At 55.2% G+C, this 26,303-nt stretch carries 21 protein-coding genes and 2 riboswitches; of the genes, 2 read left to right on the top strand and 19 right to left on the bottom strand.

Annotated elements, in window-relative coordinates; genetic code table 11:
- Positions 1-79: 79 nt before the first annotated feature.
- The gene (locus GSQ91_RS20695) at positions 80-1,057 is read left to right on the top strand and encodes a nucleoside hydrolase (RefSeq protein WP_158823643.1); all 978 of its coding nucleotides are present in this window, start codon (positions 80-82) and stop codon (positions 1,055-1,057) included.
- Positions 1,058-1,084: 27 nt separating this feature from the next.
- On the opposite strand, the gene GSQ91_RS20690 is transcribed toward GSQ91_RS20695, so the two are convergent.
- From GSQ91_RS20690 to GSQ91_RS20615, 16 genes are all read right to left on the bottom strand, one after another.
- Positions 1,085-2,173 carry a histidinol-phosphate transaminase gene (locus GSQ91_RS20690; RefSeq protein WP_158823642.1) on the bottom strand — a complete coding sequence of 363 codons (1,089 nt, stop codon included), beginning with the start codon at positions 2,171-2,173 and terminating at the stop codon, positions 1,085-1,087.
- 1 nt (position 2,174) lies between these two features.
- Complete coding sequence (gene cbiB, locus GSQ91_RS20685) at positions 2,175-3,146, bottom strand: adenosylcobinamide-phosphate synthase CbiB (protein ID WP_158823641.1); 972 nt, start codon at positions 3,144-3,146, stop codon at positions 2,175-2,177.
- A complete protein-coding gene (locus tag GSQ91_RS20680; protein ID WP_254064769.1) occupies positions 3,143-4,705 on the bottom strand; it encodes a cobyric acid synthase in 1,563 nt (520 codons plus the stop codon). The genes cbiB and GSQ91_RS20680 overlap by 4 nt, the downstream gene beginning before the upstream one ends.
- A 14-nt stretch (positions 4,706-4,719) precedes the next feature.
- The gene (bluB, locus tag GSQ91_RS20675) at positions 4,720-5,388 is read right to left on the bottom strand and encodes a 5,6-dimethylbenzimidazole synthase (protein ID WP_254064767.1); all 669 of its coding nucleotides are present in this window, start codon (positions 5,386-5,388) and stop codon (positions 4,720-4,722) included.
- Entirely contained in the window at positions 5,388-5,963 is a 576-nt protein-coding gene (locus GSQ91_RS20670; protein WP_158823638.1) for a cob(I)yrinic acid a,c-diamide adenosyltransferase, read from the bottom strand. The genes bluB and GSQ91_RS20670 overlap by 1 nt, the downstream gene beginning before the upstream one ends.
- Positions 5,960-6,781 (bottom strand): hypothetical protein, encoded by an 822-nt coding sequence (locus GSQ91_RS20665; RefSeq protein WP_158823637.1) that lies wholly within the window; start codon positions 6,779-6,781, stop codon positions 5,960-5,962. Before GSQ91_RS20665 ends, GSQ91_RS20670 begins: the two co-directional genes overlap by 4 nt.
- Positions 6,778-7,353, bottom strand: a complete 576-nt coding sequence (locus GSQ91_RS20660) for a histidine phosphatase family protein (protein ID WP_158823636.1) — start codon at positions 7,351-7,353, stop codon at positions 6,778-6,780. The genes GSQ91_RS20665 and GSQ91_RS20660 overlap by 4 nt, the downstream gene beginning before the upstream one ends.
- A complete protein-coding gene (gene cobS / locus GSQ91_RS20655; protein ID WP_158823635.1) occupies positions 7,350-8,117 on the bottom strand; it encodes an adenosylcobinamide-GDP ribazoletransferase in 768 nt (255 codons plus the stop codon). The genes GSQ91_RS20660 and cobS overlap by 4 nt, the downstream gene beginning before the upstream one ends.
- Complete coding sequence (cobT, locus tag GSQ91_RS20650; RefSeq protein WP_158823634.1) at positions 8,114-9,193, bottom strand: nicotinate-nucleotide--dimethylbenzimidazole phosphoribosyltransferase; 1,080 nt, start codon at positions 9,191-9,193, stop codon at positions 8,114-8,116. The genes cobS and cobT overlap by 4 nt, the downstream gene beginning before the upstream one ends.
- A 186-nt stretch (positions 9,194-9,379) precedes the next feature.
- On the bottom strand, positions 9,380-10,771 hold the full coding sequence (locus tag GSQ91_RS20645; protein ID WP_158823633.1) for a cobyrinate a,c-diamide synthase: 1,392 nt from the start codon (positions 10,769-10,771) through the stop codon (positions 9,380-9,382).
- Positions 10,768-11,331, bottom strand: a complete 564-nt coding sequence (gene cobU / locus GSQ91_RS20640; RefSeq protein WP_158823632.1) for a bifunctional adenosylcobinamide kinase/adenosylcobinamide-phosphate guanylyltransferase — start codon at positions 11,329-11,331, stop codon at positions 10,768-10,770. The genes GSQ91_RS20645 and cobU overlap by 4 nt, the downstream gene beginning before the upstream one ends.
- A gap of 113 nt (positions 11,332-11,444) precedes the next feature.
- Positions 11,445-11,645, bottom strand: a riboswitch (cobalamin riboswitch).
- Positions 11,646-11,682: 37 nt separating this feature from the next.
- Positions 11,683-13,419 (bottom strand): ATP-binding protein, encoded by a 1,737-nt coding sequence (locus GSQ91_RS20635; RefSeq protein ID WP_256370397.1) that lies wholly within the window; start codon positions 13,417-13,419, stop codon positions 11,683-11,685.
- The gene (gene cobN, locus GSQ91_RS20630; RefSeq protein ID WP_158823631.1) at positions 13,416-17,780 is read right to left on the bottom strand and encodes a cobaltochelatase subunit CobN; all 4,365 of its coding nucleotides are present in this window, start codon (positions 17,778-17,780) and stop codon (positions 13,416-13,418) included. The genes GSQ91_RS20635 and cobN overlap by 4 nt, the downstream gene beginning before the upstream one ends.
- Before the next feature lie 2 nt (positions 17,781-17,782).
- Positions 17,783-18,103, bottom strand: a complete 321-nt coding sequence (locus tag GSQ91_RS26300) for an iron chelate uptake ABC transporter family permease subunit (protein WP_371417137.1) — start codon at positions 18,101-18,103, stop codon at positions 17,783-17,785.
- Between the two features lie 81 nt (positions 18,104-18,184).
- A riboswitch (cobalamin riboswitch) is annotated at positions 18,185-18,373 on the bottom strand.
- A gap of 24 nt (positions 18,374-18,397) precedes the next feature.
- Positions 18,398-19,156 (bottom strand): CbtA family protein, encoded by a 759-nt coding sequence (locus GSQ91_RS20620; protein ID WP_158823629.1) that lies wholly within the window; start codon positions 19,154-19,156, stop codon positions 18,398-18,400.
- A 10-nt stretch (positions 19,157-19,166) separates the two neighbouring features.
- Positions 19,167-19,385: a CbtB-domain containing protein gene (locus tag GSQ91_RS20615; RefSeq protein ID WP_158823628.1), complete on the bottom strand. Its 219-nt coding sequence runs from the start codon at positions 19,383-19,385 to the stop codon at positions 19,167-19,169.
- Positions 19,386-19,466: 81 nt separating this feature from the next.
- Here GSQ91_RS20615 and GSQ91_RS20610 point away from each other — a divergent pair, with 81 nt between their 5' ends.
- Positions 19,467-20,102, top strand: a complete 636-nt coding sequence (locus tag GSQ91_RS20610) for a histidine phosphatase family protein (protein ID WP_254064764.1) — start codon at positions 19,467-19,469, stop codon at positions 20,100-20,102.
- Between the two features lie 93 nt (positions 20,103-20,195).
- On the opposite strand, the gene GSQ91_RS20605 is transcribed toward GSQ91_RS20610, so the two are convergent.
- From GSQ91_RS20605 to GSQ91_RS20595, 3 genes are all read right to left on the bottom strand, one after another.
- The gene (locus tag GSQ91_RS20605; protein WP_174240713.1) at positions 20,196-22,922 is read right to left on the bottom strand and encodes a carbohydrate-binding protein; all 2,727 of its coding nucleotides are present in this window, start codon (positions 22,920-22,922) and stop codon (positions 20,196-20,198) included.
- A 559-nt stretch (positions 22,923-23,481) separates the two neighbouring features.
- Entirely contained in the window at positions 23,482-24,891 is a 1,410-nt protein-coding gene (locus GSQ91_RS20600; protein ID WP_254064763.1) for a PAS domain-containing sensor histidine kinase, read from the bottom strand.
- The gene (locus GSQ91_RS20595; protein WP_158823626.1) at positions 24,881-26,296 is read right to left on the bottom strand and encodes a sigma-54 dependent transcriptional regulator; all 1,416 of its coding nucleotides are present in this window, start codon (positions 26,294-26,296) and stop codon (positions 24,881-24,883) included. The genes GSQ91_RS20600 and GSQ91_RS20595 overlap by 11 nt, the downstream gene beginning before the upstream one ends.
- Between the last annotated feature and the right edge of the window lie 7 nt (positions 26,297-26,303).

Genomic DNA, 26,303 nt, shown 5'->3' with positions numbered 1-26,303 from the left:
AGCAATACTCTGAAAAATTGCACGAGGAGCGTCGATCTTCTTGTAGACATCGCCGATTCCTTTACTGTAATACAAGGCCATGAATCCAAATATCGCAAGAAAGATCCTTATCGATACAGATACAGCATCGGACGATGCTGTTGCGCTTATCATGGCGCTACGTTCGCCGGATGTGAGCGTGCAAGCGATTACGGTTGTTGCTGGCAACGTTTCCGTCGAGCAGGGTACGCGGAATGCCCTGTATACAGTGGAACTTTGCGGGGCCAGCGTTCCCGTATTCTCCGGTGCAGCAGCACCCTTGATACGTCCGTTAGAGGATGCCTCATGGTTTCATGGACGGGATGGTCTAGGCGATCAAGGTTATCAACCAAAGACGAGGGTTCCTGAAGACGTGTTAGCGGTCGATGCTATCGTGCGCACTGTTGAAGCAAATCCGGGTATTGAGATCATTACTCTCGGACCGCTCACAAATCTGGCGTTGGCTCTTCGACGACGACCCGATCTGGCATCAAGCATAGGCCGGTGCGTGGTGATGGGTGGTGCGCCATGTTGCGAAGGTAACGTGACCCCATCCAGCGAATATAACTTCTGGGTGGACCCGGAGGCGGCGCGTATAGTGCTTCGTTCTCGACTCCCAATCGAGTTAGTTGGCTGGCAGCTTTCACGCGGTGCAGCGGTCGTGAGCGGCAGGGAGATAGAGGAAATTCTGGCGCTGAAGACAAGATTTGGGGAATTTGCGATTCGCTCGAATGAGACTGCCGCAAAGGCATATCTGACGCAAACAGGAGAAGAGGGGATTGCTCTCCCGGATCCCACGGCGATGGCCATTCTGCTCGATCCTTCTTTGTCGCTTGTTGCCTCAGCGCACTATATGGATGTACAGGTCGACAGTGGGATCACTCGAGGTATGAGTGTGATCGATAAGCTGGGCGTAGCAGAGGATGCAAGGAACCGTTCTGTCTGGAGTGATGTTCTCGAACATGGGCGCAAACACACGGTCATATGGGAGATGGATATTTCGGGATGGAAACAGGCACTGTTGCGAGCGTTGCGCTGAAAGTAGTGCTCAGTTCGAGACGTCCTGTCATCGGGAGAGAGTGTCTTTCAGTGCTTTCTGAAGCCTGGTATTTTCTTCCTGCGTCCTCACGGCCGCACGGAAGTGTCCCGGATCAAGTCCCTCATAGTTCGCGCAATTTCGCAGGACAATGTGATGATCAATGATCATCTGTTTCCAGAACTTGTCTGGATTGACGTCGGCTGGCAGGCAAAAGAGAAGGAAGTTTGCGCCAGAGGCGTAAACAGTTAAACCAAGCGACTTGAGAGCCCCTTCAAATGCAACTTTCCGATGCAGATTTTCATTTATCGTCCTGCCGACATATATATCGTCCGCTAAGGCTGCGCATACAGCACGAGAGGCAAGCGTCGTGATAGGCCATGGCGCAAGATTGTCATTAATCGATGAGGCAAGCACGGAATTGGCGACCGCATAAGCGACTCGCAATCCGGGAATTCCGTAGAACTTTGTAACCGAGCGGAAGACGATCAGGTTTGGGAAATCATCAGTTGTGGATGTGAGGGAGTGCTGAGGGGCGTAGTCAATAAAAGCTTCGTCGAGCAGGACGAATGTGTTCTTCTCGTATGCCTTGTTGACTATAGCTCTCATCAACTCGCTATCCTGGCAGACGCCGGATGGATTCTGAGGGTTCGCCAGCAGGATAGCGTCGTGCGTGCGTGCGAACATCTCGGCAGGGTCATAGTTGAATCCGGATTCTGCGTTTAGCACATGCGGCGTAACCTCGATCTCCGATCGTTCGAATGTTTTTCGATACTCGACGAAAGCTGGCACCGGCAGAAGGCAGTTGTGGATTTTGATGGCTTGCAACGTTGCTTCGAGCAACGGAACAAAGCCATTGGCCACAATGATGTTTTCCATTTCGACACCTATATGCATCGCAATAGCATGTCTCAAGTCTGTCTGCTGGAGATCTGGATATTCCGTAAGAGTGGAGAGATCATCAATCCCTGCACGTAATGCCGCGATTACGGCGGGGGAGGGGCCGTCAGGATTGATGTTTGCACTGAAATCCAGAAGCTGCGATTCGTCGATTGCGAACCTTTCGGCGATTTGACGAAGTTGGCCGCCGTGCATTGGGTAGGATTCGATTTCAGCCATATTATTTGTGCTTCCTGTTATGCACGAGGTTTACCAGCAGAACGCCAACGGTAAGGCCAATCAGTGATGCTACGGATACAAGGCGAATCGACTGAACTGCTTTTTCAATCGTCGGGGCAGGAAACTTCTGGCCCATTCGCTGTGCTGGGATAAGTTCTCCGGAGTACGTGTTGTCACCGCCAAGCGAAACATGGAGCGCTCCGGAAATAGCGCTCTCCGGCTGGCCTGCATTAGGACTCTTGTGCTTCGATCCATCTCGTCGCCACGTGAGCCACGCCGACGTTGGATCTACGTGGCTTAAGAATTGCGATGCGGCTACGATCGCGAGAGCGCAGAGTCTTGATGGAAGATAATTGGCTGCATCGTCGAGCCGCGCCGCGGCCTTACCAAAGTACATGTAATTGTGATCCGCATGACCGATCATCGAGTCCAGCGTGTTGACTGCCTTGTAAGCCATCGCAAGCGGAACTCCGCCAACAGCCATGTAGAACAGCGGCGCCATTACACCGTCTGAGGCACTTTCAGCTACGGTCTCGATGACAGCACGGCTGATTTCCTGGGCATCAAGATTCGCTGTGTCGCGGCCTACTATGCGTGAAAGGCGAATCCGAGCAAGAGGTAGATCCCCGGACCGAAGAGCGTCGGTGACGTTGGATGCTTCCTGCTCAAGATTGCGGGCGGCGAGACATGTCCAGGCTAGAGAGAGCTCCGTGGCGTCTCCGAGGAAAACGGAGTATTTTCGTGTGGCTTGAATGATAGCTGCGGTCAACCAATAAGAAGAGCTAACAACGGCGGCTGTGAGGAGCAAACCGGATACGAATTCTGCGGTATCACTTTGGTTGGGACTCCGAAGTGTGGATTCGGCGCGAGAGATTGCAGACCCGATGAGGCGAACAGGATGTGGAAACCACTCTGGGTCACCGGCGATCTCGTCGAAAAGATAGGCGGCAGGAAGAAGGGTGCCGCGATTCATCGTAGTGTCTCCTCGCTCTTAGGCAGGTGCTGATAAGTTAAGCCTACCCATGAGAAGATCTTCGACATGTCGAGTGACGACCGTACCGCGTTCGCTAGACGGTTCAAAGAGGCTTCCCGATTATGTTGCCAGTTGTCGAATTGACTGGCAGGAGCCAGACGATAAAAGGCACGGGCCGCGGCAAGAAACGTGTGGCGGAAGCTGTCGTCGTCGAAGAGGCCATGCAAGTATGTTCCAAAGGTGTGCCCGTCGAGTGCTGTGCAGCCGTCGAGGATGCTTTCCTGGTTGGGGCCTGTCTCGAGCGCTGCAAAGGGATTTGCGCCATCCAGATAGCGAGTTTCGCCGATGTGGATTTCATAGCCGCTTACCTGTGACGACGATATTGGTTGGCCGAAGAGAGACGGAACTAATAAGCGGCCGGAGGTAAGCCTTGTGACCTTTTGAGGCTGCATGGTCGTGTTAATGGAAAGTAACCCCAAGCCTGGAATGGTTTCTGTGTGTTCCATCCCTGAGGGGTCTACGATCTTCTCGCCAAGGATTTGCATGCCTCCGCAGATACCCACAACGAGACCACTAACGGCATGGCTAGCCACTGCGTTAGCGAGTCCAACGGAACGCAACCAGAGTAGATCGTCGGCGGTCTGTTTACTGCCCGGAATGATGATAACGTCTGCACCGTTCAGACTTTCAGGAGTGCGGCAGAGATGCAGGGAGACAGAAGGTTCAGCGCGCAATGCGTCGAAGTCAGTGAAGTTAGAAAAAGACGGAAGGGCCAGCACGGCGATACGCAAAGGCCTTGAAGGGGTGTCGACGGGATGCCATGAAGAGCTACTCTCCGTATCCGGGGAGGGAAGGCCGAGACTGTCCTCTTCATCAATCATTAGCTGATGCAGGTGTGGAACAACTCCCAGGCAGGGTTTGCCAAGTCGATCCTCAATGAGGCGAACACCGGGTTCAAGGAGCCGGATATCGCCGCGAAACTTGTTGATGAGGAATCCCTGAATACGATCCTGCTCGTGGAGGTCAAGCAATTCAACTGTGCCGAGCAGGGAGGCGAATACTCCTCCGCGATCAATGTCTCCGACTAAGAGGCACGCGGCATCGGCCAGCTCGGCCATGCGCATGTTTACGATGTCGTGCTCTTTGAGATTGATTTCAGCGGGCGAGCCGGCGCCTTCGAGGATGATGACTTCATTTTGTGCCGCGAGCGTTTCATAACTCTCACGGACGATAGGCAATAATTCTTCGACTCGGCGAAGGTGATAATCCGCCGCCGTCAGCTTGCCCCAAATCTTTCCACGGACAATTACCTGTGAAGTCATATCCCCGCTGGGTTTTAGCAGAATGGGATTCATGTGAACTGAGGGTGGAATGCCAGCCGCTTCGGCTTGAAGTGCCTGGGCCCGGCCAATCTCCAAACCCTCTGGGGTGACCGCCGAGTTGAGGGACATGTTTTGCGACTTGAAGGGCGCGACACGATAGCCATCTTGCGCAAAGATACGACAGAGCGCGGCAGTCAGCAACGACTTGCCGACGTGCGAACTTGTTCCAAGTACCATGATGGCACGGGCTCTCATGATTTCGAGCCTTCGCTGTAGGTGTCGTAGCTGACGGCTGTCTCAAGAGGAACCCGTTTTTCCCAGCCCGATCGTTCTAATTCGGGCTGCGATGCGAATTGATCGACATAGCCGACGCAAAGATAGGCGACAGGAAGGATATGGTCGGGGATCTCCAGGATTGCGCGTAGACGAATTGGATCGAGGATGCTTACCCAGCCAACGCCAACTTCTTCCGCGCGCGCTGCGAGCCAAAGGTTCTGCACGGCGCATACGGTAGAGTAAGCAGCGGTTTCGGGCATGGTCTGACGGCCCAGCTTATGGCCACGCTCGTTCTGTGTGTCGCAAACGATACATATGTTCTGTGGGGCTTCGAGGATGCCTTCCAGCTTGAGAGCGGCATACTGGTCTCCCTGTGCGCCCTCGTATATTGCTGCCGCTTTGGCGTTCGCCTCCTTGAATATGTCATGAACAGCTCTTCGCTTCGCTAAGTCGCGAATCACGATGAAGCGCGACGGTTGCATAAGCCCAACTGAGGGCGCGCTGTGGGCAGCAGCCAGAAGACGCTGCAGCAGTTCGTCCGGTAAAGGACGACTTAAGAATCCTCGACGGACATCTCTGCGTTCGGCTATGGCGCGATATACGGCGGCTCGTTCCAATTCGCTGAAGGCTTTGTTTGCAGGCATTACCAGGCTCTTGACCATTTGGGGCCACCCTTGGACTCGGGGCGTAACCGCGACTCAACGCCGGAGTTGAACTCGATAAGACGCCCGAAGAGCCAGATTACGTCGGAGAGACGATTGAGATAGGGAAGTACCGTTGGTTGGACGACGCCACCATTTTCTATGAACCGCACGGCGGCACGTTCCGCACGCCGGCAAACTGTTCGAGCCATTTCGTAGGCTGCGGATTCGGTGTGAGCGCCGGGCAGTGACCAATCGGAAAGAATGCCTTCTGTCGCTTCAATTTTATGGACCAGGTCAGTCAGCATGTCGATGTCTTCTGTAGCGACGATTGGAGGTTGCTTTTTGCTTTCTGGAGGAGTTGCGAGAGCCGAGCCCACGCGAAAGAGGGTGCGCTGGATCGTTTCGGTCCAGTCCGCGATCTCCTTGTTCTGGCAAATGCTGCGCGCGAAACCAAGAACGGTATTGAGTTCGTCGACTGAGCCGTAAGATTCGACGCGAAGATCAGCTTTAGATACGCGGATACCACCGGCCAAGCCGGTCTGCCCGCCGTCGCCACGTTTGGTTGCGATACTCATGATGGTTCTCCTATAGGTGTTGCCGGTCCGAGAGTTTCTTCTAATGTGATACGGAGCGTCTTGATTAGAGGCGGTCGTTCGTATTCGATAACAAGGTCGTCATTGAGAAAATCCGCAACGCGCGGTGGAGTTTCGGAAAAGAGAACTTCCTCTGGGAAGAACCAGGGTTGAGCGGCTCCAAGATCTTCCAGGTTTGACACTTGGATAACTACCGCCGGCACTTCAAATACTCCTGCACGCATAAGATCGTATGCGCGATGGTACCCGTCACGCAGGAACCATCGATCTTGAAAACAAGCCACCTCAAAAAACGGGCCGGAATTCTGGATGCTGAGGGGGGATGCAGCGTCGTTCGTTGTGCGGATATGCAGATTTGGGTTACTTGATCGTATTGTCACGGTTCGAGTCGAACGGTCGTGAATCAGTTCGCACTCGATCGGCTTCGCGGAACCGAAAGAGAGGGCTATCAGCGCAGGCCAGTCGTTTCCTGCAGGTATAGAAAGGGGGGGGGCTTCTGATCGGAATGTGAGCCTGCGCTGGAATGCGATCAGAAAGCGTAGATCAACGATGCCGAGTGACCACGACAGGCCGGACATTTCAGCTAGAAGGTCCGGCCTTCCGGCATGAACTGCGAGCATGTCACCCAGTGTAGTCTCTGGCGTCGCACTCAGAACGCTGGGTTGCTCAAACGTCGGACGCCCGGCGACGAGGAGCTTAGCTTCAGCAAGCTTCTCGTGCGCAAAAACCTGAGCGCGGTACTCGTAATCGTCGAGTCCCCAGCCGGCGAGTTCTCGAATCTTCACCATGCCAACGCTCATTGGATCCTCCTCTGAGGAGGAATGGTTCCTGTGCAATCGAATGATGAACAATAGGGCTTTGTCATCTCCCACGCTTGCTGTTCGTCATATGCAAGAAGAGTGCGAAGGACGACGCGCATAACTCCGCCGTGCGTGACGACAGCGATTCGCCTGGTGTTGGCGAGGGATAGAAGGTGGTTGACCTCGCGAAGGACGCGGGCCTCGAAGGACGCAAAGGGCTCGCCGTTTGGCGCTGGAAGGGCAGGGAATGCCTCTATCCACTGGCGAGCATACTCTGCATCCCGGCTTTCGATCTCTTTCCAGGTCAAGCCTTCCCAGTCGCCGAAATGAATTTCGCGTAAGCTGCCAGTTGTTGTTACTGAAACGGCGGAAGTTTGAGACAGGCTTGCTGCCGTTTCGACCGCACGGCGAAGATCGCTGCTGTAAATCTCGTCGAAGGTTTCAGGCATAAGGCTGGAAACGATATGGGCAACTTGTTTCTGGCCGCGGGCATTGATCGGAGGATCTGAATGCCCACAGAGTGTGCCGGCCATGTCAGTTTCGGCATGGCGTATGAATAGCAGGCCTGTCATAGGACCCACGCTCCACAAAGGTAAATGCCAAGCTCTCCTATCTGAATTGTCGCGCCAAAGCAGTCGCCGGTTATGCCACCGATACGCCGTTTGTAATAGAAGCCAGTGAGCCATGTGAGCGAGATGATGGCCAGAATCGGGGCTATCGCCCGAGCCTTGAGAAGGAGTGCTGCGACACCGAAACTGAAGGCTGTTCCAACGATCAGGGTGCCTGTTGAGGTGAGCCGAGCGATGCGTGCCCCCTGGCCATCAGTTTGAGTTCGAGCTGACGAAAGGAAGTAGCTCAACGGGAGAACCGTCCAACGAGCCAATACTGTAGTTGCGAGAAGGTAATACGGAACCTGTGACAACGGTATGGAAGCGATCAGCACAAGCCGACCTATAAGACTTAATGCCAAGGCAACGCCTCCGTACGTTCCGATACGGCTGTCGCGCATGATAAGAAGAACCTGCTCGCGACTGCTTCCGCCGCCAAAACCATCGGCAGTATCTGCTAAGCCGTCCTCATGCAGGCAGCCGGTGATCAGCGTGAGATATAGAAGAACGAAGAAGGCCGCGCCTAGTCTTGGCAGATGTGGAGCCAGTAAAAAATGTACGAACGCGGCCACTCCTCCAACGATGAGGCCAACTAGCGGAAAGAATTTTACCGAGCGAGCAAGGGAATCGGCTTCATAGGGCTGCGACGGCATAGGAATGCGTGTAAGAAATTGCACAGCCGCGAGAAATTCGGCAAATGTTCTGCGAATTTGGGCCATCGGGTTCATGAGGAAGCCTCACTTACACCGGCAGATGTGAAAGTTGCCATTTGGTTGTAGATAGCGATCGCGGCTTCGACAACGGGCATCGCCAAAACGGCTCCTGAGCCTTCGCCGAGGCGCATATTGAGTGTCAATACTGGCTTCAAATTGAGATGGTCGAGCAATAACTTATGACCAGGTTCTTCGGATTGATGTCCAGCGATGAGATAGCCCTGTGTGGCCGGCGCCAGGGAGACAGCGAGTGCCGCAGCGGCAGTTGAGATGAATCCGTCAATGATGATGATCAGCTTGTGGTTTGCGGCTGCGAGAACCATGCCAGCCATTGCAGCGATCTCAAAACCTCCAACGCAGCGGAGCACGTCAAGCGGTAATGGGTTGGGAGCGCCGCTGAAATGTTTAAGGCCGACTGCTTCCACAATAGACACCTTATGCGTGAAGGCTTCCGGGCTTACACCTGTTCCGCGACCTGTCGCTAGAGATGGCGATGCACCGGTGAGTGCACAGGTAATCGCGCTCGCGGAAGTGGTGTTGCCAATACCCATTTCCCCAATTGCGATTATCGTCTTCCCCGAGGCCACTGCGTTCGCAGCTATCTTTGCTCCAACTTCTATTGCTTGCGCAAGATGTTCATCCGACATTGCAGGCTCGTGCAACATGTTGCATGTGCCGTTGGCTACCTTGTGGTGGAGTAGCCCGGGGATGTCTTGAAAATCGGCATCGACTCCCACGTCGATCACGTGCAGTTCTGCCTGATGAAGGTTTGCAAGTACGTTGACCGCCGCGCCCTGTCGCAAAAAGTTGAGGACCATTTGATACGTTACTTCGCGAGGATAGGCGCTAACGCCCTCCGCGGTGATGCCGTGATCTGAAGCGAAGACGTAGACACCCTTATTCAGTGGCTCGGTGATCTCGCCTTGTCGAATGGCGACGATTTGAGCGGCAATATCCTCCAGGCGGCCAAGACTTCCTAGCGGCTTGGTAAGGGTGTCTAGATGCGCACGTGCTTTTTGCTGCCAGTGTTCGTTGGGAGGGGTGAGGTCCTGAATGATCTGATCGACTTGCTGTTTGCTTAAGGAATTCATAGAGCCTTTTGCGCGACGGAATGATGATATGAAAACGATAGATGATCGGGGTGGAATTGAAAGGCTTGTGAAAGGTTGTCGGAGGTTAGGATCTCTGCTGGCGACCCGTTTCGGCAGGCACGATTCGACTGGCAAGCAATGGTGTGACGGGCAAAGTGAGCCAAAGGAAGATCGAAATGAGTCGTTTCATAGCGTTAACAACTCCCTTGTCTTTTTAGAGCGCGCAAGCTCTACGAAACTCTTAGCGACATGGGGTGAAGCGCGAAAATGCAAGTGAATATAGCTGGCGAGAACACTTCCTGTCGTATAACCCTCAGCTTCTTCTCGCTCGGAGAGTGAGTACTCCACGCGATAGCAAGTCTTAGGTGCGGCTACGATCGTGATGCGCGAATAATGGAAGCTATGGCCTCGCAAGATCGTTCCGCGTGCACCAAGTAAACAGTTGCGCGTCAGTGTGACTGTTACATAACCAAATTGAACGAGCCTGCCGGTCATCTCCATGGAGAAGGGGAAAACTCCGGCCAACGCATGGGTAATACCATCGGCCGTAATGAGCTGTTGAGAGAGATAGATCATCCCACCGCATTCTGCATAAATGGGACGATCGGATGCAGCGAATGCTCGAATAGATTCAAGCATCGATTTGTTCGCGGAGAGCTTCTCGGCGTACAACTCCGGATAACCGCCACCTAGATAGATTGCATCAAGCTCCACAGGAAGCGATGTGTCTAGCAGAGGACTGAACGATACGATTTCAGCGCCTTGTTCGCGAAGAAGGTCGAGATTGTCTTCGTAGTAGAAACTGAAAGATTTATCTCTCGCAACGCCGATGCGGATTGATGCTTGCTGCTTTTTATGAGGCGGCAGCGAAATAGCTGTGAGATCGAGTCCACATTCCAGTGATAGAAGCTTTTCTAAATCAAGATGTCTCTCTGCGAGGGCCGCGAGCGTATCGAGCTCCTCCTCCGTGTTGTGCTCGCCATCGGACTCTTCGGTTGTGCGGAGCCCGAGGTGTCTTTCGGGAATAGCGATATTAGGTTCTTTAGGAATCCAGCCCATCACTGGTGTTTTACAGGACGAAAGGATCGCGGTTTCAAGCATCTTGAAGTGGCGTTCGCTGGCAACACGGTTAAGGATTACGCCCGCTATTTGAAGCGCTGTGTCGAACTGCTCGAAGCCGAGCACGATGGCCGCGATACTTCGGGCACTCTTGCTGGCATCGAGCACCAGGATGACAGGGAGCTGGAGCAGTTTGGCAAGCTCTGCGCTGCTTCCTGTTTCTGATGCGTCTTTCTTTCCATCGAACAGCCCCATCATACCTTCCACGATGATCGCGTCGGCTCCCTGTGAGGCTTGACGAAGCACATCACGGTTAGCCTTCTCTGGAAGCATCCACGTGTCGAGGTTTCGTGCGTTTCTGCCTGCAATTCGCGTGTGGTGGCCAGTATCCAGAAAATCTGGACCGCTCTTGAATGGTTGGACAGTCAGACCGCGTCGTCGCATGGCCGCTATGAGAATAAGCGTGGCGGTGGTTTTGCCCACTCCGCTAGATGTGCCAGCAACAAGGAAGCCCTTCATTGCCGGACCTCCGCAGGTATGGACCCCTTGAGCGAAAAGGGAAGGCCAGCGACCATCAGAAGAACGGTGTCGGAGATTGACGCGACGCGCTGGTTGATTTCGCCAACCAGATCACGAAAGCGCCGTCCTAGCTCGTATGCCGGGACAACACCGCTGCCGACTTCATTTGATACGAGTACCACCGAACACGGCGCCGTTTTGAGAGCAATGCAAAGTTGATCGATTTGCGCTTGCAGTCCTGCCGTGTCTTCGTCGTAGGCTTCAAGAAGGTTTGAAGCGAAAAGAGTCAGGCAGTCGATGAGAAGAATATCGTTGTTCCTACCCGCTTCACGGATGGTCTGGCCGAGCTGAATTGGTTCTTCGATAGTTACCCAATTCAGCGGCCTGTCGGAGCGATGCCGTTCAATTTTGGCGTGCATCTCCGGATCATCCCGACGTTCAGCAGTCGCAATAAACGTCACGCGTTCGGCTCGTTCGGCAATTTGCTGTGCCAGTCGGCTTTTTCCGCTGCGAACACCACCAAGCACCAGAGTCACGGACGCGGATTGAGAATGCGGCATGGATCGCTCCTAGCGCCCGGATTGAAACATCACCGAGTGCTGAGCGGGAATAGTAAGTAGGCAGCTGCCACAGTGTGTGGTCACGCTCTTCAACTCTCCCAGCGAAGTTGAACTAAGCCCAGTCATCATCTGGCCGGTCTCCTGACTTGCGCTTCAGTGAACTTGACGGCCTTCCCAGAACTTCCGTTCCAGTGACCCAAAGTGTCATGTTCTCAACGCTTACAGTTACGGGGTAGTGACGGACTTTCACCGTCTTCCCGAACACCAGATTATCGAGTTATACCGCTCATGGAGCCAGCGGGTCAATCATTGAGAAACATACCCTGTCCGGTTGAATAACGATTTTGCTGGCTAACGTTTCGCGCCGACTGGAGGTTTCAGTGAGGCTAAAACGACGGCATTACTCAACTCTGGGCTTTCCAGGCGCACATATTCAGCACATAAGACCTCCGCAAGCTGGCGCGAGCGTTCGAGGCGCTCGGTAGTATTCTCGGTGTCAATGACAAGGGCGGCCGTCCTGATCTGAGCTGCGATCTCCAATACTTCTTGCCAAGGATCACCCGGCCCAATCGGAACGTTGGCCCGTCCGTCTGTTAGGAGGATGAGGACAGTTGTTGGTGTGAGGTAGGTTCTGGCCAGGTCCAGTGCGTGTGCCAGCGGTGTCCTGCCGCCTGTGGGCAGATACTCCAGCACTGTTGTAGCTTCATTGAGCGAACGGGACGGCTCGAGCAGAACCTGGGCCGACGTTCCGCGAAAGACGATAATGACAATCTCGTCACCGTTCTTGAACGATCGAGTTAGTAGGTTGGAAGCAGCACCTTTAACGAGGCGCATACGTTCCTGTGGCGCATGAGAGCCACTTGAATCGATAACTAAGAGATACCGTGTTCCGATTGCCCGGGTCCTTATCCGCTCGTGAAGATCCGAAACTTTGGGTTGAATGTTCCCGGTCTCCATTACCGCGTGGTTCAAGGTTGCGCGAATGTCGACTTCTCCGGGGGCCTCAGTTCGACGAGCCCCAACCACTGGGCCCGGTTGGGGGGTGGGCGTACGCGCGCTGGCACCGCGTGAGGAAGGATCGTCAAAGCTTGGCCGAAGCGCGAATGTTTGTACTTCTTTTGGCGTGAAGATTCTCGTGAGAGCATCGCCAACGTTGGACTGGCCGCCTTCATCAGGAGTTTTGGTGGGCTTTTCAGGGGCGGGATGTTGCGCCGGAGGTTCAGTGCGCGGTGTCGGTGGGCGTCCATGGTTGGAGGACCGGTGCGCCAGCACAAGAGGCAGAACCGTCGATACGTGCTCGGTGGTCACCGTTTCATCCGCGGCCAAAGCGGCGTATGCGATCGACGCTCGCACTGCAGCGAGATCGGCACGGAGAGAACGTACTCCTGAGTCGCAGACCGAAGCTGTGATCTGTGCAAGGATGTCGTTCGAGCAAACAATCTTATGGACGCGATTACGTGCGTGAATAATCTGGTCACGCAGTTGTTGCTCCATCGGTGACCATTGGACCTGGAAGATGGATGGATCACGTTCAAATGCAATTCTCCGCTCGATGACGGTCTGCCTCATCGCCGGATCGAACGTTGCTGCTATATCAACCGCCAGAGCAAAGCGGTCGAGCAGTTGAGGTCGCAGAATGCCTTCTTCGGGATTCATGCTTCCAAGCAGGACAAATTCAGCCGCATGAGACGCGCTATGTCCTTCGCGCTCAATGACGTTGACACCACTTGAGGCCGTATCGAGTAAGGCGTCGCCCAAATGCGCCGGCAACAGATTGATCTCATCGACATAGAGAACGCCGCCATGTGCTTCAGACAGAAGGCCGGGCTTGAGCGCGGGGTCGCCCTTGAGTGCGCGCTCAAGATGTAGGCCTCCGAGAAGCCGGTCTTCTGTCGCTCCAATGGGCAGGTTTATGAAAGGAGAAGGATGCGGTAGAAGCGTTGCGAGACCGCGTGCAGCGGTCGTCTTGCCGGCGCCTTTGTCTCCACGCAGAAGTACACTGATGCGCCAATCCACAGCTGCAAGCAGCAGGGCGAGCTTCATTTCTTCTTGTCCAACGATGGCAGCGAACGGGTATATAGACCTCACGATACGGCCTCTCTTCTCCGCTCGCCTTGAGCTTCCAGCAAAGTTTCGCTTTCCAAGAGTACATTCCGCAGTGCATTGAGTGTTTCAGGTGCCGGGTTTTCCCAAAGCTCACGTCTGGCGGCTTCAAGCAGACGTTCGGCGATCGCATTCAATGCCCACGGGTTGGAGGCGCCGAGGAATTCTCGCATCTCTTGGGAGAGAGCGTAGTGCTCCGCGAGACCTTCATAGACGAAATCCGGCGCTATCTGTGCGGTAGCGTCAAACCCGAAGATGTAATCGACGGTCGCTGCGAGTTCGAGGCCACCTTTGTAGCCGTGTCGCTTGATGCTATCGATCCACTTTGGATTGACTACGCGCGAACGATACACCCGCAAGGCTTCTTCGCGCAGGTCACGAACCTGTGCCGTGTCTGGACGCGAACTGTCGCCGAAGTAAGCCTTGGGTTGAGCACCGGTGAGCGCCCGGATGGATGCGATCATACCGCCGTGAAATTGAAAGTAGTCGTCGGAGTCAAAGATGTCGTGCTCACGATTGTCCTGATTGTGCAGTGCGACTTGAATCGACTTCAGGCGTTTCGCAAAAACCGGTTGAGCCTCGATACCGTCCGTGCTTTTTCCATAGGCATAGCCCCCCCACGTAAGAAAGGCGCGTGCGAGATCGTCATCGCTGCTCCAGTTGCCACTCTCGATGAGTGGCAGAATGCCAGCCCCATAGGAACCCGGTTTCGATCCAAAAATACGATAGCGGGCCTGCGCCTCTGCCTCATGCTCTGGAAGATCTTTACGCGCTTCAAGGTCGTTTAGATAGTGCTTACGAGGAAAGTTCTGATCGAGCGGTTCATCAAGCTCGACCACAAGTGAGACAGCTTGATCGAACATATCAATGAGGTGTGGGAAGGCGTCGCGGAAGAAGCCGCTGATGCGCAGCGTTACGTCCACGCGCGGACGTCCGAGTTGTTCGAGCGGCGTGACTGTAACGCCTTCCAATCTTCGGGATTGTGGGTTCCAAACAGGCTGAACACCGAGCAGTGCGAATGCCTCAGCGATATCGTCGCCGTGGGTACGCATCTGTGAGGTTCCCCAGACGCTCAAGCCCATCATCTCGGGATATTCGCCCTCCTCCTTGAGGAATCGATCGATGGCCAGGCGTGCCAGTTGTTGTCCTACACGCCATGCTGCTTGTGAAGGCAAGGCACGTGGGTCGACAGCGTAGAAGTTGCGACCTGTCGGAAGGATATGGGCCATTCCGCGAGTCGGCGCGCCTGCTGGTCCTGCTGGAATGTATTTGCCTTCGAGAGCATCGAGGAGATGCTCAATCTCATCGCCGACCTGTTCAAGCTTTGGCACGAGTTCGGAGCAGGCGAAGACGAGTGCTTCCGACACCGGAGCAGATTCCACGCCGAGTACAGCACGTTGAACTTCACTGACAGTCTCGGGACGAAAGCCGAGTGTTTCGAGCATCGTGAATAAATCGAGAGAAGCGCGATCTAAAAGTTCGAGCACATCCGCTCGGGTGTAGCAGGTTTGGCCAAGTAATTCTCTTGACTCCAGCAGTCGCTCACCAGGTTTGTCAAGCAGCAGAGCCAGATCAAAACCGAAAGCGATGGCAAGGCTTTGTTGCAGACTCGGTGTGCCGATATTTGCGAGTCGTGTAAGTGAGCGAAGCATCTCGGGCAGACCAGGCATCTGTCCGAGAATATGCAGACCGTCTCTAATCTGTGCCATTCCTAATTCGCAGAGATACCCATCGAGGTCTTCGATGAGGTGTGCCACCTCGTTGCCTGTCATTGAGGCTAAGGTCGTTGGAACACCCTCGGGCGTCAATGCGTCATCCCACTCGTGCGTGTGGTCGCCGCGCTCTCGTGTCAACATCGTCTTGGTGTCGAGATCGGCCTTCAGGTTCGTGCGCTGTACCAGTTCCCATATCTGCTGCTGAAGATATGGCAGCTTCGCAGGGTCAAGTTTTTCGACGGCATAGTACTCGTTGACCAGCTGGTTCAACTCGGCCAGAGGACCGTAGGTTTCGGCGCTTGTCATCGGCGGGGTTAGATGGTCGACGACGACAGCATGGGCGCGCCGCTTCGATTGGCTCCCCTCCCCGGGATCGTTGATGATGAACGGATAGACCAAGGGAAGATCGCCCAGCAGCAGATCGGGGAAGCACTCACCAGAGAGGCCTATGCCTTTGCCGGGAAGCCATTCGAGCGTGCCGTGCTTGCCCATATGCACAATCGCGTCCGCGCCCCAGCCGCCCTCCGACTGCGGCGTACCCAGCCAGCGATAGAAGGCGGTGTAGTGGTGCGTCGGCGGCAGATCCGGCGTGTGATAGATGGCATCGGGGTCAATGCCGTATCCCCGTGGAGGCTGAAGCGCAATCAAAGCGTTTCCGAAATCCATCGCCGCGAACAGATAGTCGTGTTCATCTCCCCAAGGCTCTTCTAGATCAATGGAGACCACCTTGCCGCCAATCGTCGGCAGCAACTTCTTATCCGTCTTTTTGGCGGGCATTATGCTGAACCCGCGATCCTGCGGCTGTCCCCAGAAGTCCTGCATTCTGCGGGCTGGGCGTTCCGGGAATGACGCGAAAAGCTTTCGGTAGGCAGACCTCGCAAATCGCTTGGCTTGCGCTGGATTCAGGGGGTAATTATCGTCGTAGGTTCCACGCTGCAAAAGATCCTGCATCAACTCGTCGGATGTTTCAGGCAGTGCTGAGATGTTGTATCTGCGCCCACGCATTGCACGAAGGACCGTCAGCAGACTGGCTGGCGAATCAAGACCTACCGCTCCACCAACCTGCGAGGCCTTTGCCGCCGAGTTCGTCAATACAAAGGCAATGCGTCGTTCAATATTTGGTTTGCGGCGAAGAGTTGCAAGACGAGCAGCGATACCGGCCACACGTTCGATACGCTCTTCATGTGGGACATACAGGTTATCTGTGCCTGTGGCGCTACGCTCTTTGAAGGAGATTGGAATGGTGATGATGCGGCCGTCGAACTCGGGGATTGCTACGTTGACGGCCGTGTCGAGAGAACTAAGGCCGCGTCGTGATCCTTCCCACGCTCCCCTGGGCATGCCGCTAGCTATGGCTTGAAGAATGGGGATACCAAGCTGTTCCAGCGAATCCAGCGCATCGCCAGCAACTGTCACGGAGCCGGTGTTGACTTCTCCGAGTGCAAAGGACAGTGTCGAGATGAGTACGTCAGCTCGGCCCTCTATCAGCCGGAATGCGGCGGGACGCCCTTCATCTTTCGACTTAAGGCTCGATGTGAAGATGCATAAGGCATTCATACCTTTGCTTTGAAGCGTCTCGGCCAATTTGTCTATGAAGGCAGTATTTCCGCTCATCCGATGAGCGCGGTAGAAGAGTACAGCGGCTGTGGGTCTCGCTGAATCCGCTTGGCGTTGCCAATCCTCGAAGGTCGCAACGTCCATCTCAGGCAGATAAATTCCGTGTTCGGGCATCGAACTTGGTGCCGCATAACCATAGCCTGTGAGCATCAATCGGTCGGATAGAAATCGGAATAGTTCGGCAAAATTGGCTACGCCTCCCAGGTCGAGGTAGCCCGAAGCGGTCTGCATTACATCGGCGGGAACATTGATCGTTTCAGAGAACTCGGAAGCGTTGTCGCCGGTACCGCTAACCAGTACAAGCGATTGCCCACGCTCCAGGCAGGCCGTTTTTAGCCTGTCGAACCCCGGGATACAACTCAGCGGTCCGTGGCAACGAACTAAGATGACCTTCGCTCTACTCATCTCGCCCGTGATCAGCGCGTTCATCTGATCTTCGTTGCGTAGCGCGTTCAAGGAAAATGAGCCCACACGCAATTCAGGGGGTAGTAATTCAGACGCCTTAATGAGGGTGAGCATGTCCGTATCAGCGTGGGATAGGAGCAAGATCGCGCCATTCGGCTGCACCATCTCAAGTTGCGTGAGGCCGTCTGTTGGGCTGGGAACGCGGACGTCCCAGTCGTAATAGTTGAAGGCATACTCACTCAGCTCTGCCGGTGGCTGCATGAAGCGATCTGCCTTCAACATGGAGTCGATGTATTCGAAGATCTGGCGGACATGCCATTCGCTATTTACTGAGTGGAACCAAATGCTCTTGCCATCGAAGACCAGGCTGGCTACATTCGCCAGCGCGCAAGGGCCAATACATCCACCCTTTGTCAGGTGGACATCGTTCCGGATCTTACGCTTGAGCCACTCCTCTTGGTAAACATCTACGGGCACAGCAGCGTACCCGCGTTCTGTAATCCCGCAACAGCAACCGGTGTAGCAGTAGGTGAGGTGTGCTCGATGCTGAACGATATTGAATGCACGCCCGTCGGCACGAACGACTCGTTGACGATGTGATGTCGACATAGCTACATCTCCTCGGATGGTCTTCTTTGACGGGTCACCCAGACTAAATAAGGGCCACCGATGAGTGCTAGCAAAGCACCGACTGGAATTTCTGAAGGGGGCAGCACAACACTTCCAATTGCCCCGCAAAGGGCCAGCAGTACTACACCAAACAAGAACACGCTAGGCAGTAGGATGCGGTGGTCAGGATTGATCCTCGAACATACCAGGTGCGGGACAATCAGACCGACAAACCCGATTAGGCCAGTCAATGCGATGGACCCGGCGACTAGGATCGAGTCCGTAATATAGCCGGGTACTGTCGCGAACGCGCGTCGCGTCATTGGGTGAGACGTGGAAGGGAAGCGCGAATTTTCTTCGTTTGAGCCAGGAGCTATAAGCAAGGTTTCTGTTCTCCGCAGAAAGTTGCAGTTCGAACCTTTGGCAGGTCTCCTGGCTCAAAGATTTGCGTGTCAGCCGATATCCTTCCCCGATTGCTTCATCGAGTGGTGCTTCCGGCCGAACATCTTTGTTTACAGTGGCGGGACCGCGCCGGTTTTTCTCCGGACTTCCCTTTTAAGCCCACAGTGGGCACCTTGGGTCAGTTTCAAAGGTACCACGCAGCACGGTCAGGAAGTTTAGGAGTAGCGCATCTCTTCCATCGGACGCGATGAATGGCCCTGAATTTGAGAGAGACCCTCACTCCGTTCGGTGAGCCAGCCAAAAAACAGGCCTAAAGTGCTCCATAAAACGACTTGGGTCTCCCATGAAGCGATGCGGAACTTCCATAGAAGCGAAGCCGGAAAGCCCGCGGGTACCTCGTCGATACGAGGGAGGAAGTGAGACGTGACCCCGACAAGAATGAGAAACAATAAAGCCGAAAGCAGCGAAGCGTTCCACGAACCCAAGGATCTGCTCCAGTATCTACCCAACTGCACCGCAAGCATCATGGCTGTGAGAGAAATCGCGATGAGTAAAAAGTACGCGCCGGTGCGCACGCCAATGGTCTCAGGATTTCCGACGGATGGCGGATTTGCGGGGTATTTGAGAGAGGGAACTAAAACGATCGCGATAAAGCCCAAGATCGCCAACCACGCCGCTAACACTCTCGGCCTTGCGAGACTGAGGCGCCCTCGCGCGAAAGCGAATACCAATCCGAAGATGCCGCCTAATGCTGTGCTATAGACAAGGGCTCCCGTCAGCAGCCCAACGCTTTTCTGAATTTTGCGGCTGACCATCTCAGGTTCAGGTGCTTCGCCCTTTGCCTGATCCATGCTGGTCTCAAAAGCGATCGCCTTATCGACTGATGGCTCGCCAGCCCAGTGTGCAAACGCAAAGACGAAGAGGCCTGCTATTAAGCCAACCAGCATTCCGCGAAGCAACAGTGTGCGGGTCATGAGAGATGCACTAGTGGCAGGGAAACCCAAGAAGATGGCGTCCGTCATGAACAAATTCGTGGACCATGCGGCCCTGAAAGAGAGACGTTGCACCTTGCTCCGCACCAACGAAGTAGATCAGAAGGAGCATGAGCAGTCCGCCGAACAACGCCCAAGGCATCCATTCCCGCAATGGGATAACGGGGACCGCTACTGGTTGAGCAATCGAATCTGCGATGGATTGAGCCATGCTGGTAGTCTCCTGGGCTGATGGGATATTTGAGAGTTTCGAATTCCCGTCTGAACCTGAGCCTAGTGAAGCGAGATGGGAGTGTCAAGGTTGCGTGGCGGCGGTGATACTCTAGCGGCGATGGAATCTTCAGAACCACAATCTCTCCCTGCACGGCTCACTCTCATTAGCCACGCAGCGACTTTGGCCGTGAAGCGAGCCTCCTTTCCTCTGGATGAGCCGGTGATTGGCGAGGAGATGCAGAAGGTTGAGGCCATCGACTGGACTGCACCTCGTGCTCAACAAATCTATTGTGGGCCGGAAAAACGTGTGCAGCAGACGGCTGGAGCGCTAGGCCTCGATTGGACAGTCGCCAGCGAAATCGCAGACGTCAATTATGGAATCTGGAGCGGCAAAGGGATTGAGGAGGTTCATGCGCTCGATCCGATAGGTTTGGCCGCGTGGTTGACGGATGTCGAGGTGGCCCCTCATGGAGGGGAGTCATTCCGACAGGTCGTAGAGCGCATAGGGAATTGGATGGAGAGCCAGACAGGCGCTGGTCACACGCTCGCGGTGACACATCCAGCAGTCGTTCGTGCAGCAATCCTTTATGCAATGCAGGCACCGCCCAGTTCTTTTTGGCGCCTTGAGATTGCACCACTATCGATTACCGACCTGCGTTACAACGGAAGACTCTGGACGGTGCGTTCCACCGGATCTCCTTTATATAAAACTTGACTGGTTGGTCTGTCTTGCTGGGCACCGCATGGCTTAAGTTTCGGACCATCGTAAGGTGCGAAACGTGTCCCGGTGTAGAAGCGCAGTGGCTGGCTACTGCTCAAGTGAGACGTAGTTGATATTCCAACCGCCGTTATCTTCATTCAGCGTGAGAACCTGGCTACCTGTCGGCAGTGTCACGGTGGCCGTTACAGTTGTCCAAGTTTGCCAGCCGTTGGTCGCGGGTAGGCTGACTCCGCCGCTAAGGTTTGTTCCTGAAGAGTTGGAAATATGGAACGCATCGGATACCGCGCTGGGCGCAGCTACCCGGAAGCTGGCCGTGTAGGTTCCAGCAGACGCGACATCTACCGTGTAGTGGAACCACTGTCCACTGCCCGTCCACCCGAGATCATAACCACCTCCTGTGTCCGATGTGGTTTCCAGATCGACGCCGTCGGATCGATAGCCATTCCCAGTACCGTTGACAGAAGTGACGCTGTAACCAACTCCCTGTCCGCCCAGATCGTAGTTTTCGGCCTGGACCGTTCCAGGGACGGGAGCGGGCACCCCTCCATAAGGCAATGCGGCCAATGCAAATGCAGCGTAGTTGATGTTCCAACCGCCAGTATCTTCGCTCAGAGTTAAGACCTGTTGGCCTGCCGGAAGCGTCACATCGGCCGTTACGGTTGTCCACGTCTGCCAACCCCCGGTCGCGGGTATGTTGACACTCCCACTCAGGTTCGCTCCTGATGCGCTAGATATATGAAACGCATCGGTAACAGCGCTGGGAGCGGCGATGCGGAAACTGATTGTGTATGTTCCGGCAGACGCCACGTTGACGGTATAGCGGAACCATTGTCCGCCGCTCGTCCATCCGAGATCATAACCGCCTCCGGTATCCGACGTAGTTTCGAGATCGACGCCATCGGATCGGTAACTATTCGCTGTGCCGTTGATTGAGGTGACGTTATAGGCGACCGACTGCCCACCGGTGTCGTAATTATCCGCTTGCACCGTACCTGGAATATCAGCCGGAGTTCCACCATAGGGGGCTTCAGATGTTGATGCCAGCCAGCCATTGCCACTTAAGGTTACGGTAAAACCGCTGGAGTTATTGACGAAGGCTGATTCACCGGACAGAAGCCCGGTTACAGTGTTATCTGTGATCGTTGCAGAGCCCGTTGGGGCGGGATAATACGGAGGAGCTATGACGATGCCGTTACGCCAGGGAGAGGTAACGGTGTTGTTCTGCAAAAGTGTATTTGTCGAAGTTGAAAATCCAATGCCGTCATACAGCGAGTTGATCACCGTATTTCCGGTCACCGTCATGCTGTCGACAACGCCAACATTTTGACCGTCACCACCGTTGCCTATCTGTAGAGCCGGTTGCCCCTGGTCAAAGCCATTGCCACCCGATCTCACGATGACATTGCCTGACACTGTTGAAGTGTGAAGGTCGCTGCCGTTCACTCCAAATCGGCCGACTCCGAGGCCGATGTACCTGGCTGTGTCGCTAATGTAATTATTCTCCACATGATGACCGCTGCCCCCGTAGATGCCAATCCCTTTACCTCCCCACGGAGCGATCAATGTGTTGTTGGTTTCTGTAATGTTCGACATCGCAGTGTAGTAGATGTTGCCGTTTGCACTGGTGTTATAGTCGACCGAGTTAATCGCCATCGCATCGTCGCCTGTGCCACGAATGAAGTTATTGTTTGCGGTTAGGTTGTTTCCGACTGTTCCGGTCAAGGAGACGTTATTGAGGTTGCATCCGTCAGCCCAAATTGACGTGAGGCGGGAGTTTTCGACTGTTCCTCCTGTGCCAGATGCCCAGAAACCGGATTCCACGTGTTGGCTCCAGATACCATTCGCAAGCCAGTTAGTGCCGGTGGTATCCATCGCGCCGCCATCGCCGTCAGATGTAGCGCGACTGAGCGCATTCGAATCGAGATGAAAATTTTCCACGGTGCAAGAAGTAACAGAAAATATCGCCGCTAACCCAGCCGAATTCGGGAGGGGAACGTCTCGATAGATCGTGCTGTACCACATCCCGGCCCCTTCAATCGTAATTCCTTGTGCCTGAAGGCCTGTTGTGCCCTTCAGGTAAAAGGTTCCCTCTGGAATCCACAAGATTTTGCCCTGGGTTTGGGCCTGATTGATGCAGTTTTGGATGGCTGCGGTACTGTCTACGTCATTCGGATCAGCTGCGCCGTTGGTGGGATTGTTGTCGGCCACGGCTCCGCAGCTTGTAATGGAGATCGAATTAGCGGGCTGAGTCAATGGCGCTGGAGGGTTCTCAACATCGATGACATCAATATAGTAAAAGGCCGCAGTGTTCGACGCGTCTTGCTGAAGAGAGAAGGTGCTGCCTGGGGCGATCGGAGCGCCTGTTATAAAAGTGTGCGACTCATCAAAAAAAACATGCGGATCGCCGTCGGCGGGATTCTGATCGTTTCCCTGATAGTTGTTGTTGCCTTCATAGATCCATGTCTGTTTTGAGTTTAGATTCAGAGTCTGGCGAAACACGCCATTGACATACAGGTTCAACGTGGCCGTGATTCCTCCACCTGCAGGAGCGTCTGGTATGGATTCACGCACATTGATGAAAGTGATAGGTTGGCCGGTATTGTTGGTCCACTGTACATACTGTCCGGTGCCGGCGAGTTGGACATAGGCGTGGCCGGATGCTTCGAGTGTCGGGCTTGAGTATTGAGTTGTTGGCGGCGAAGTAAGAGATACGACGGTGGCTCCTCCACCTACTGTTCCGCCCTCGGCCTCATAACTGGTAAAAGGGGTTACCGCTCCAACAGAGTAAGCGAAGGCTGTAATAGGTAGAAGCATGATTCCGGTCATTGCAATTAAAAATCGAGATACTAGCGATTTCATCGTCTTTCCCCGTTTTCGTGATTTTCTCGAACAGTAGAACCTTGAAACCTTGCTGGAGACAGTCAGATCGTATGTTTTTTGAGAATTACAGCGTCAACTTGGTGGATAGAGGTGAAAATTGTATAGCCTATTATTTACCGCATAGTCTGCTCCCTTTAAGGAAAGGGCATGAGTACTCTATGTAGTTTTCGCGACTAGAGATATTGGTTGTTACAACCGCAGATGACGTTACGCCACGTTCATAGGGCTGACAACGTTAGAGCAGCGTTCTAACGGGGTAAGTATCTCATTGAGGAAATTGAAGTTGGATTAGTGCATAACGCAGCCTAACGGTAGATACCTTAGCGAAATCATTAGAGCGCTGTGAATGGTGCCAGAGAAGGAGACAAGCTGGCATGAGAGGGAACTCAGCCGTGAGCCGGGGAAGAAAGGTTTGATGCAAACACTGCTCGAGCGCGTGGACCGAGGGCGTTTAGAAAAGAGATATCTCTGTCGGAGAGCGTGGTTCGCGGAATCAGGCCCGTTCGTCAATGGGCAGACGAAGCTCCGCTGTGCAGCCTGATGTATCGGAGTTGTTGAAGAGTGTGACGGAGCCTTTGTGCGCGGTCGCGATTTGTTGGGCGAGGACTAGACCAATTCCACTGCCCTCGGGCTTGGTGGTGTAGAAGGGCACGAAGAGATTGGCGGGGTTCATCAGGCCAAGACCATTGTCGCGGATATGCAGGATCGCCTGGGTAGCAGTTGCGCTCCAGGTAATAACAACTTGAGGCACAGCAGGGTGTTCCGCGCTAAGCGCCGCTTCCACTGCATTGCGGAGAAGATTGATGAGCAATTGCTGGAGCTGATCGGGATCAGCCAGCACGCGGATCGGCGGTCCAGGTTGAAGTTCGACAGAAAGGCGAGTTTCAAGATGTACAACCTGTTCGAGCAGCAGGTCCAGCGAGAGCAGCTGAAGCTGCGGTGCAGGCAACCGGGTGAGCTGCTGATAGGCCTGCAGAAAGCGATTGAGCGCCGCGGCGCGCTCTTCGATGACGGCGAGTCCGCGGTGGAGATCTGCCTCGATCCCCGTCGTTGTCGTGGAAAGGTTGGGCAGGCGGGTGCGCAGGCTTCCAGCGATCGACTTGATGGGGGTGAGCGAGTTGTTGATCTCGTGGCTGAGTACGCGGATCAGGCGCTGCCAGGCAAGGCGTTCTTCTTCACGCAGTGCAGCGGCGATGTCCGTTAGTACAAGCAGCGTGTGTGGAACACCTTGTAATCGAAAGGTCGTGCGCCGCACCGACCAGCGGATGGAAGCCGGCGCTGTGCCGGACTCTGGATTCAGGTTCGAGTAAAGCCCTTTGTCTTCGGCGTGAAGCAGCGTGGTGAGGTCGAGGTCAGCTGCGGAACGCCCGAGAGCGTGCTCGCGCTTGAGATGAAGGGTTGCTTCGGCGGCGGGATTGAGCAGACGCAGATAGCCGGCATCATCGAAGGCAAGCACGGGAGACTGCATCGAGGTCATGACACGTTCCACTAGCGTGAGGGCGTCATGGGCGGCTGTGCGCTGGCCCTGAAGTGTACCCGCGAGGGCGTTGATCTCCAGCGCGAGGTCGCCCAGCGAGTCGCCGCGACGGGCCCCCCGGGCGCGGAAAGAAAAGTCGTCCTCGCGGAGTGCTGAGACCACGTTGGCGAGGGTCTGCAGCGGACGCGTGAGCTGCTCGAAGAAGTAGACGGCCACGATCGCCCAGGCAATCGTGAGGCCCAGTATCGTGACAAGGGCCATTGCGACGGAACCGCTTTGTTTATAGACCAGAAGCGCAGCGCAGAGGATGGTGGGCAGTGCCAACACCGCGAGCCAGATACGAATCCTTTGCTCATACTTGAGGCGGCGGTGCGTGGTGCCGAGAGCGAGCCGTTTGCGCCGCATTGGAGACGGCCTAGAGGCCATATTTTTCCATTCGCCTGTAAAGCGCGCCGCGGCTAAGGCCGAGTGCCTCGGCAGCCTGCGTGACGTTACCTTGGGCACGAGTAAGGGCTTTTTGGATCAGCACGGTTTCGACGGCTTCCAGGCTCATGTCTTCAAGGTTAGTCGTGGACAGATTCGTTGTGGAGACACGCTGCAGGTTGAGACCCAGGTCCGCGACACCGATGCTGCTGCCGCGCGCCATCAGAACGGCACGTTCCAGCGTGTGGTCGAGTTCGCGGACATTGCCGGGCCACGGATGCGAGAGCAGCAACTGCAGCGCCGCTGGGTCAAAGTCCTCGATCGGACGGCGGTAGCGCGTGGCGTAGCGGGAGAGGAAGTGCGCAGCCAGGGCGGGGATATCCTCGCGACGTTCGCGTAGTGGCGGCAGACGGATCTCGACGGTGTTCAGGCGGAAGAGCAGGTCCTCGCGGAAACGGCCGGCGTCGATCTCAGCACGCAGGTCAGCGTTGGTGGCTGATAGCATTCGCACGTCAACGGTGCGTGTGGTGGAGGAACCGACGCGCTCGAGCTCGCCGGTCTCCAGCACGCGCAGTAACTTGGCCTGCTGGCGAACGGGGATGTTGGCGATCTCGTCGAGAAAGAGCGTTCCTCCGCTGGCTAATTCGAAGCGGCCAATGCGGTCAGTACGAGCATCCGTGAAGGCTCCTTTGACGTGGCCGAAGATCTCACTCTCAAAGGTGCCCTCCGACAGCGCGCCGGTATTGACGGCGACGAGGTTGCGTTGTGCTCGTTGTGATAGCCGGTGCAGCGTCTGGGCTACGACCTCTTTGCCTGTCCCATGTTCGCCGGTGATGAGCACATTTGCGTCCGAAGGTCCGATGCGGCTCATGAGTTCGACAACCGGACGCATCGAAGGTGCGGTTGCGATAAAGTCAGGAGCGCCTTCTGCGCGGAGGATGCGGTTTTCGGCCTCGAGCCACCGGGTGCGTTTGAGGGCGCGATGCAGCTCGAGCTGGTTGCGCAGGATGTTGAGCAGCCGGAGGTTTTCCCAGGGTTTTTGGATGAAGTCGTTAGCACCGCGGCGCATCGCTTCGACGGCGAGGTCGACATTCGCATAGGCGGTCATCACGATGATAGGAATCTGTGCGTCGCGCTCGCGGAGTGCGGCGAGCAGGTCCAGGCCCTCAAGTCCAGAGGTGGTGTCTCGGGTGTAATTGAGGTCGAGCAGCACGCCGTCGAATTCATCGCGCGCGAAGGACTCCAGGACCATTCCGGGAGAACGCGCCGTCTTCAAGCTGAAGCCTTCGGGGTGGAGGAGGAACTCAAGGGCTTCGAGGATATGTGGTTGATCGTCACCGACCAGCAGCCGGCGCAGGTTGGTCGTGGGGCCGGGAACGGACAACGCGGGATGGGGTGCGATTGACATAAAAGAG

It is taken from the genome of Granulicella sp. S156 (genome assembly GCF_009766105.1).
In the GTDB taxonomy this organism is placed as follows: domain Bacteria; phylum Acidobacteriota; class Terriglobia; order Terriglobales; family Acidobacteriaceae; genus Granulicella.
Note: the sequence above shows the minus strand (reverse complement) of the source record. Positions and strands in the feature narration are given on the sequence as shown.